Here is a 6,272-nt window from a genome sequence, read left to right as displayed (position 1 = left end):
GGCGAAGCTGAGAACTTAAGCGCCAGTAAACGGCGGTGGTAACTATAACCATCCTAAGGTAGCGAAATTCCTTGTCGGGTAAGTTCCGACCTGCACGAATGGCGTAACGACTTCTCGACTGTCTCAACCATAGGCCCGGTGAAATTGCATTACGAGTAAAGATGCTCGTTTCGCGCAGCAGGACGGAAAGACCCCGGGACCTTTACTATAGCTTGATATTGGTGTTCGGTTCGGCTTGTGTAGGATAGGTGGGAGACTTTGAAGCAGCAACGCCAGTTGTTGTGGAGTCGCCGTTGAAATACCACTCTGGTCGTGCTGGATGTCTAACCTGGGTCCGTGATCCGGATCAGGGACAGTGTCTGGTGGGTAGTTTAACTGGGGCGGTTGCCTCCTAAAGAGTAACGGAGGCGCCCAAAGGTTCCCTCAGCCTGGTTGGCAATCAGGTGTTGAGTGTAAGTGCACAAGGGAGCTTGACTGTGAGACTGACGGGTCGAGCAGGTACGAAAGTAGGGACTAGTGATCCGGCGGTGGCTTGTGGAAGCGCCGTCGCTCAACGGATAAAAGGTACCCCGGGGATAACAGGCTGATCTTCCCCAAGAGTCCATATCGACGGGATGGTTTGGCACCTCGATGTCGGCTCGTCGCATCCTGGGGCTGGAGTAGGTCCCAAGGGTTGGGCTGTTCGCCCATTAAAGCGGTACGCGAGCTGGGTTTAGAACGTCGTGAGACAGTTCGGTCCCTATCCGCTGTGCGCGTAGGAGTGTTGAGAAGGGCTGTCCCTAGTACGAGAGGACCGGGACGGACGAACCTCTGGTGTGCCAGTTGTCCTGCCAAGGGCATGGCTGGTTGGCTACGTTCGGGAGGGATAACCGCTGAAAGCATCTAAGCGGGAAGCCTGCTTCGAGATGAGCACTCCCACCTCCTTGAGAGGGTAAGGCTCCCAGTAGACGACTGGGTTGATAGGCCGGATATGGAAGCCCTGTAAGGGGTGGAGTTGACCGGTACTAATAGGCCGAGGGCTTGTCCTCAGTTGCTCGCGTCCACTGTGTTGTTCTGAAACAACGACCGCCTTGCCGGCGGGTCGACAGTTTCATAGTGTTTCGGTGGTCATAGCGTGAGGGAAACGCCCGGTTACATTCCGAACCCGGAAGCTAAGCCTCACAGCGCCGATGGTACTGCAGGGGGGACCCTGTGGGAGAGTAGGACGCCGCCGAACAATTCTTCAGAAGAACCCCCATCCGGTTTCCGGATGGGGGTTCTTCGCGTTGTGCCGGAAATCGGGCGGAATCCGGCGGGCGGGCGTCGGGTGACCCCCGCCGAGTGGCTGGGCTCCGTCAATATGCCGCTAAAACCGCCTGATCAGTGCCCCGATCAGCGGAATACCGCCGCTCACGCCGTAGTCTCGAAGGCCGGGGGAACAGGTGTCCGGGGGTGGCTCCCGGACGGAGCCGGATCAAGAATGGTGCTCATGGGACGCGGCAGGCTGCGCATCTACCTCGGGGCGGCCCCCGGGGTCGGCAAGACGTACGCCATGCTCGCCGAGGCACACCGGCGGCAGGAGCGTGGCACGGACGTCGTGGTGGCGTTCGTGGAGGACCACGGCCGCCGACGGACCGCGGACCTCGTCGCCGGGCTGGAGGTCGTGCTGCGGCAGCAGGTGGTGCACCGGGGTGCGCGGTTCTCCGAGATGGACCTGGACGCCGTCCTGGCGCGCCGCCCGCAGGTGGCCCTGGTGGACGAGCTGGCCCACACCAACGTGCCAGGCTGCCGCAACGAGAAGCGCTGGCAGGACGTCGAGGAGCTGCTCGCGGCCGGGATCGACGTGATCTCCACCGTGAACGTCCAGCACCTGGAGTCGCTCGGGGACGCCGTCGAGGGCATCACCGGGGTGCGCCAGCGCGAGACCGTCCCGGACGAGGTGGTCCGCCGGGCGGATCAGATCGAGCTGGTGGACATGTCCCCGCAGGCGCTGCGGCGCCGGCTGGCGCACGGCAACGTCTACATGCCGGAGAAGATCGACGCCGCGCTCGCCAATTACTTCCGCCCGGGCAACCTGACCGCGCTGCGCGAGCTGGCGCTGCTGTGGACCGCCGACCGGGTGGACGAGTACCTGCAGAAGTACCGCGCCGAGCAGGGCATCGTGGGCACCTGGCAGGCTCGGGAGCGGATCGTGGTCGGCCTGACCGGCGGCCCGGAGGGGGCGACGCTGATCCGCCGGGCGGCCCGCATCGCGGCCCGCGTCTCCGGCGGTGAGCTGCTGGCCGTCCACATCTCCCGCTCGGACGGGCTGGCCGGCACCGGTTCGCCGCAGACGCTGATCGAGCAGCGCGCCCTGGTGGAGAGCCTCGGCGGCTCCTTCCACAACGTCCTGGGCGACGACCCGGCCGAGGGGCTGCTGGAGTTCGCCCGCGGGGTGAACGCCACCCAGATCGTGCTGGGCACCAGCCGGCGGCCCGGCTGGCAGTACCTGTACGGGCCCGGCGTCGGCACCCTGGTCACCCAGAAGGCCGGGGACATCGACGTCCACATGGTCACCCACGAGCACGCCGGGCACGGACGCCGGAACAAGATACCGGTGCGGCGGATCACCGACCTGGGCCGGACCAGGACCATCGCGGGCTGGCTGATCGGACTGGTCGGGCCGCCGGTGCTGGCCCTGGTGCTGACCACCATCGGCGGGCTGGGCCTGTCCACCGACATGCTGCTGTTCCTGTCGCTGACGGTGTGCGCGGCACTCGTCGGCGGGCTGCTGCCGTCGATCGGCTCGGCGCTGGTCGGCTCCTCGGTGCTGAACTTCTACTTCACCCCGCCGCTGCACACGTTCTCGATCAACGAGCCGCAGAACATCATGGCGGTGGCGATATTCACCGTCGTCGGGTGCTCGGTCGCCTCCGTGGTGGACCTGGCGGCCCGGCGCACCCACCAGGCGGCCCGCGCCCAGGCCGAGGCGCAGACGCTCAGCGCGCTGGCCGGCACCGTGCTGCGCGGCGCCCCGAACGGGGACGGGGTGCTGACCGCGCTGATGGAACAGGTCCGGGAGACCTTCGGCCAGGAGAGCGCCGCGCTGCTGGAGCGCCCGGAGCCGACCGCCGGCTGGGCGCCGGTCGCCACTGCCGGGCCGCACCCGCCGCAGCGGCCCGAGGAGGCCGACGTGGACGTCCCGGTCGGCGAGAGCCTGGCCCTGGTGCTGCGCGGCCGGGTGCTGCCCGGCACCGACCGGCGGCTGCTGGGGGCGTTCGCCGCGCAGGCCGCCGTGGTGCTGGAGCGCCGCGGGCTGGCCCGGGAGGCCGCCGCCGCCCGTCGGGAGGCCGAGGGCAACCGGATCCGCACCGCCCTGCTCGCCGCCGTCTCGCACGACCTGCGCACCCCGCTGGCGGGCATCAAGGCCTCGGTGACCTCGCTGCGCTCGGCCGACGTCGAGTGGGACCCGGAGGACGAGGCCGAGCTGCTGGCCGGGATCGAGGCCGGCGCCGACCGGCTCGACCACCTGATCAACAACCTCCTCGACATGAGCCGGCTGCAGACCGGCACCGTCACCCCGCTGATCCAGGAGACCGACCTGGACGAGGTGGTGCCGTACGCGCTCGGCGGGGTGCCGCCGGAGTCCGTCCGGCTGGAGGTGCCGGAGACGCTGCCGATGATCCGGGCCGACGGCGGGCTGCTGGAGCGCTCGCTGGCCAACCTGGTGGAGAACGCCGTCAAGTACAGCCCGGACGGCGTCAAGGTGCTGGTCAAGGCCGACGCCCTGCAGCCGCCGGGCCGGACCGGCCGGGTCGAGCTGCGGATCGTGGACCGCGGCCCGGGTGTGCCCGAGGACGCCAAGGAGCGGATCTTCGCGCCGTTCCAGCGCTACGGGGACGCGCCGCGCGGCGCCGGGGTCGGCCTCGGGCTCGCGGTGGCGCGCGGGTTCGTCGAGGCGATGGACGGCACCGTCACCGCGGAGGACACCCCCGGCGGAGGCCTGACCATGGTCGTCAGCCTGCCCGCCGTCGAACGGCCGCCCGAACCGGACCGGGTGGGCGGCGAGGGCGACGATCCGCTCTCGGAACTGATCACGTGAGTTCCGGCTGATCGCGGCAGGCCCGGCGCAGGCCCGGCCCGGCCCACCGCCCGGCGGCCCACGGCGTACGAACAGCCAAGACACAGTCCGTAAGATCCGACAGCCTGAAAGGCGGAGCCCGTAAATGACCCGGGTCCTCGTCGTGGACGACGAACCGCAGATCGTCCGCGCACTGGTGATCAACCTCAAGGCCCGCAAGTACGAGGTGGACGCGGCCCACGACGGGGCGAGCGCGCTGGAACTGGCCGCCGCCCGCCACCCGGACGTGGTCGTCCTCGACCTGGGTTTGCCCGACATGGACGGCGTCGAGGTGATCCGCGGCCTGCGCGGCTGGACTCGGGTGCCGATCATCGTGCTGTCCGCCCGGCACGCCTCCGACGAGAAGGTCGAGGCCCTGGACGCGGGTGCCGACGACTACGTGACCAAGCCCTTCGGGATGGACGAGCTGCTCGCCCGGATGCGCGCCGCCGTGCGCCGGGCCGAGCCGGTCGCCGGGGAGGACGACTCGTTGGTCGTCACCGAGAGCTTCACCGTCGACCTCGCCGCCAAGAAGGTCAACCGGGACGGCACCGACGTACGCCTCACGCCCACCGAATGGCACCTGCTGGAGGTGCTGGTCCGCAACGCCGGCCGGCTGGTCAGCCAGACCCAGCTGCTCCAGGAGGTGTGGGGCCCGGCCTACCGCACCGAGACCAACTACCTGCGGGTCTACCTCGCCCAACTGCGCCGCAAGTTGGAGCGGGACCCTTCGCACCCGCGCCACTTCATCACCGAACCGGGCATGGGCTACCGCTTCGAGAGCTGAGCAGGGGTTCGAAGACCGGCCCGTACGGCCCCCCGGCGGCTGCGACGCCTGCCGCCGGGGGGCCGGAACCCGGTACCCTGCCGACATGAGTGGTGACAACAGCAGCGGCCAGCCGCAGGGGCGGTTCCGCCGCATGCTCAGCCGGCTGACCTCCTCGGCCGAGGAACTGGACGCCGAGGACCTGCGCCAGGAGAGCGCCGCCGAGTCCGGCTGCACGCCGATCGCCGGCTGCACGGACCGGCAGCTGGTCACCGTCGCGGGCACGCTGCGCACGGTGACGCTCCGCCCGCGGGCCGGAGTGCCGGCCCTGGAGGCCGAGCTCTTCGACGGCACCGAGGCGCTGGAGGTCGTCTGGCTGGGCCGCCGCTCGATCGCTGGGATAGAGCCGGGCCGCCGGCTCGTCGCCAGCGGCCGGATCAGCCACGCACGCGGGCGCCGCGTGCTGTTCAACCCCCGATACGAGCTGCGTCCGGTGGGACACGGGAGCGAATGAGCGTGAGCAACCACCCCGGCGGCGACGCCGCCGCCCGGATCGACCTGGACGCCACCGACGTGGCGGCCTGGCAGGACGCCGCCGCCGCTGAGGCCGCGGACGGACTGGCCCGGTCGATCGAGGGCACCGCGCCGGCCGCCGAGCGGCCCCTCGACCCGGCGGCCGCCGAAGCCGCCCGGAAGGCCGCCTCCAAGGAGGCCGCCGACACCGTCCTGCAGGCCTTCGGCGGCGTGCGCGGCATGATCGACATGACGCTGCCCGGCCTGGTCTTCATCCTCACCTACAACGTCACCCACCAGGTCAGCGCCGCCGCCTGGGCCGCGCTCGGCCTGAGCGCGCTGTTCGTGGTGGCCCGGCTGGCCCGGCGGGAGACCATCCAGCACGCCTTCAGCGGGGTGTTCGGCGTCGCCCTCGGCGCCTGGATCGCGATGAAGAGCGGCAAGGCCGAGGACTTCTACCTCCCCGGCCTGCTCTGGAGCGTCGGCTACTGCGCGGCCATGGCGGTCTCCGCCCTGGTGCGCTGGCCGATGATCGGGGTGATGCTCGGCCCGATCACCGGTGAGATGTTCACCTGGCGCAAGGAGAACCCGGGCCGCCTCGCCGCCTACACCAAGGCGACCTGGGCCTGGGTGGTGATCATGGGCCTCAAGCCGGTGATCCTCTTCCCGCTGTACTTCACCCACAACGTCAACCTGCTCGGCTGGCTGAAGGTCGCCCTCGGCATCCCGCCGCTGCTGCTGGCGATGTACGTCACCTGGCAGATCCTGCTGAAGGCGCCGCCGCCGATCAAGGCGCCGCTGGACGACGAGGAGGAGTCGGCCAAGTAGCCGCTCCCGCCCGCTACGGCCGAGGGCCCGCACCCCCTGGGGGATGCGGGCCCTCGGCCGTACGCACGTGCGGTTCCCGCTGGGCGT

Annotated in this window: 4 protein-coding genes and 2 rRNA genes; all 6 read left to right on the top strand. The window is 69.7% G+C overall.

All coding sequences use genetic code 11. From position 1 onward, the window contains the following. Positions 1-1,028 (top strand): 23S ribosomal RNA (locus ACZ47G_RS13615); the annotation flags it as partial. Between the two features lie 71 nt (positions 1,029-1,099). Next, positions 1,100-1,216, top strand: a 5S ribosomal RNA gene (gene rrf / locus ACZ47G_RS13610). A gap of 252 nt (positions 1,217-1,468) precedes the next feature. Beyond that, a complete protein-coding gene (locus ACZ47G_RS13605) occupies positions 1,469-4,060 on the top strand; it encodes an ATP-binding protein (RefSeq protein ID WP_465742068.1) in 2,592 nt (863 codons plus the stop codon). 124 nt (positions 4,061-4,184) lie between these two features. Next, entirely contained in the window at positions 4,185-4,865 is a 681-nt protein-coding gene (locus ACZ47G_RS13600) for a response regulator (RefSeq protein ID WP_033351413.1), read from the top strand. An 85-nt stretch (positions 4,866-4,950) separates the two neighbouring features. Next, positions 4,951-5,358 carry an OB-fold nucleic acid binding domain-containing protein gene (locus ACZ47G_RS13595; RefSeq protein ID WP_465742066.1) on the top strand — a complete coding sequence of 136 codons (408 nt, stop codon included), beginning with the start codon at positions 4,951-4,953 and terminating at the stop codon, positions 5,356-5,358. A 2-nt stretch (positions 5,359-5,360) separates the two neighbouring features. Continuing rightward, the gene (locus ACZ47G_RS13590) at positions 5,361-6,185 is read left to right on the top strand and encodes a DUF3159 domain-containing protein (RefSeq protein WP_465742064.1); all 825 of its coding nucleotides are present in this window, start codon (positions 5,361-5,363) and stop codon (positions 6,183-6,185) included. Positions 6,186-6,272 lie beyond the last annotated feature (87 nt).

It is taken from the genome of Kitasatospora sp. NPDC030952, from assembly GCF_055571335.1.
The sequence above is the reverse complement of the archived record's forward strand: the minus strand, read 5'-3'. Positions and strand labels throughout refer to the sequence as shown.

Coding starts and splice junctions, on each gene's coding strand:
- ACZ47G_RS13605 (WP_465742068.1), top strand. CDS start 1,469: ATGGGACGCGGCAGGCTGCGCATCTACCTCGGGGCGGCCCCCGGGGTC.
- ACZ47G_RS13600 (WP_033351413.1), top strand. CDS start 4,185: ATGACCCGGGTCCTCGTCGTGGACGACGAACCGCAGATCGTCCGCGCA.
- ACZ47G_RS13595 (WP_465742066.1), top strand. CDS start 4,951: ATGAGTGGTGACAACAGCAGCGGCCAGCCGCAGGGGCGGTTCCGCCGC.